We start from the raw sequence: 2,083 nt of genomic DNA, 5'->3' as shown, positions 1-2,083 counted from the left end.
CCGTTACCTTCCAGAAGCCGCGCATCATTCTGGTTTGATGCGCCCTGGTGGAACATCAGGGGGACGTTCTTCTTGGCTTTGGGCAAGAAGGACGCGATGTTCCCTTGCACATGAAGGTTGGTGCTTGCCACTTGATGGCTTCAGCTACGGACGGGCACACTCAAGAATGAACGCCCTGCGCCTTCATCTAGGCGGATTCGAGAACGTTCTTGAGATTGGTCAACTGAGCGACCTCGGCCTTCATGGTGCGGACAATCACCGGGCCCACGAGCTTCATGAGTCCCTTGGGCTCCAGGTCCAGGCTGAAACGAACAGTCGTTCCGCCCGGCGCTTCACTGAGCCGGTATGCACCGGCCGGACGGGCCGGACCGGCCACCACCTGGAAGCCCAGGAGCTTTCCGGGGTCCGCCGCGGTGATTTCGTAGTCCCCGACGATCGGCCGGCCACCGGGGCCCGAGAGAGTCTGGCTGTACACGGCACCGAGGTCCCCGGGTGTTCCACTCTTCAGTGTTATGTCCTGAACCCCGGAGCGCCATGCGCGGTTATTCAGTCCATCCGCGAGGAACGCATAGACGTCCTCCGGAGATCGGTTGATGGTGGTCTCGTTCTCGGCGTGAGCCATTGCTACCCCTACTGGTTTTAGTCCGGACGCATCCAGGCCGGTCGATCGATGTTGTCCATAGTCCGTCGTGCGCCGGTATTTAGCGGATTGCTTCTTCAGGCTCTTCAGCCATGGGGCTCAGGGTCATCCGGGTGGTGACCAGGAGAGATCCGAGCAGGGATCGGGCGGCCGCGAGCAGGACATTAACCTCAGGGCTGGCCAGTTCATAGAACAACCTGCCCTCGCGCCGTGAGGGGACAATCAGGCGCTGGCGGCGGAGAATGCTCAAATGTTGGGAGAGGTTTGACGGCTCAAGGCCCGTGTTGTCGCGCAGCCGGCTTACGGCTACTGGTCCGTCGGCGAGCATTTCCAGCAACTGGATTCGGGCAGGGTGGCCCATGGCCTTGAACAGTTCTGCCTTCACATCGGTCTGGACCGGACTTGCAGGAAGATCATCCGGCATTGGGGCCTCCCTCCTTCACATTCAACTATTCTGAACCGCGCGTCTGTGCAGACCCCGGCGACAGGAAAACTAGCACGAGCAAGACAGAAAAGTCTGTCTTGCACACCCATGATTTGGTCAGCCCGCTTACATATCGTAGCGCCGGACCGCTGCAGTGTCGTTGCCGCCGCCAGACAGGGTGGTACCTCTTGCGCAGGTGAGTTGCATAGTTCAGACTTTCATGAATTCATCAATTCGATTCGGCCGGTACGAGTGACTGGCATCGTTCGGGTGGATTCAGGCTGTTCCCGGTGACAACGGCGTCGCCGGGAACAATCGGGTCCCGGCTTCCAGGAGGGTTCTATGACAGGCATGTTCGAACTGTTCACCGATACCGACAGGTCCTACCGATTTCGACTGACGGCCCCGGACGGGACCGTCATGGCCCTCTCCAGGCCCTTTCCAGACCTGCCGGCGGCGGTGGCTGGGATCGCAGCAGTGCGGGAGTACGCCGGCATGGGGCTGGTCTCGGAAATTTCGGCGCCGCGGGATGACGCGCTGCTCCAGTCCGCGGCCGAGGGCATTCCCGTGGAACCCAGCGCGCAGAGGCGCGGAGTTCACGAGGCGCACGTGCAGGGCCGGCGCGCCCGGGCGAGACCGGCCCGTGGCGGGGCGCCCAGGTCTCCTGAAGGGCCGCCGCGCCTCCGCATCCCGTCCGCAGCGCGCTTCTTGGCCCGACTCGCAGGGACCCGGAACCAGCAGCTGATCGTGCGGTGGCGGCAGGCACTGGAGGCGCGGACTGCGCAGGTTGGGCTCAGCTCGTGCTGACCGTGTCCCGGGACAGGGCGCCCGCCGGCGGGCCGGGCAGGCAGGCCCGGCCATGACGGAGTTGAAGGCGTTGCAGGCCTATTCCAGCGCGCTGGCTACCGAGGACTGCCTCGCCGGGACCTTTCGCTACGATGTGGCCTCGGGGGAGCTGCAGTGGTCCGAGCAGATTTACCAGATCCACGGCTATCAGCGCGGCGAGGTGGTGCCCACGG

The 2,083-nt window shown here is 63.5% G+C and carries 3 protein-coding genes; 1 reads left to right on the top strand and 2 read right to left on the bottom strand.

The genetic code is table 11. The annotated features are described in order from the left end of the window. Positions 1 to 187: 187 nt before the first annotated feature. Entirely contained in the window at positions 188 to 622 is a 435-nt protein-coding gene (locus AC1D1S_RS20845; protein WP_243177480.1) for an SRPBCC family protein, read from the bottom strand. Positions 623 to 701: 79 nt separating this feature from the next. Continuing rightward, a complete protein-coding gene (locus AC1D1S_RS20840) occupies positions 702 to 1,064 on the bottom strand; it encodes an ArsR/SmtB family transcription factor (RefSeq protein WP_028276286.1) in 363 nt (120 codons plus the stop codon). Positions 1,065 to 1,406: 342 nt separating this feature from the next. Between AC1D1S_RS20840 and AC1D1S_RS20835 the strand changes: the two genes are divergently transcribed. Then, the gene (locus AC1D1S_RS20835) at positions 1,407 to 1,871 is read left to right on the top strand and encodes a YegP family protein (RefSeq protein WP_243177482.1); all 465 of its coding nucleotides are present in this window, start codon (positions 1,407 to 1,409) and stop codon (positions 1,869 to 1,871) included. Positions 1,872 to 2,083: the final 212 nt, after the last annotated feature.

Source organism: Arthrobacter sp. P1_A5 (assembly GCF_056406825.1).
This window is presented reverse-complemented; position numbering and strand designations above follow the sequence as displayed.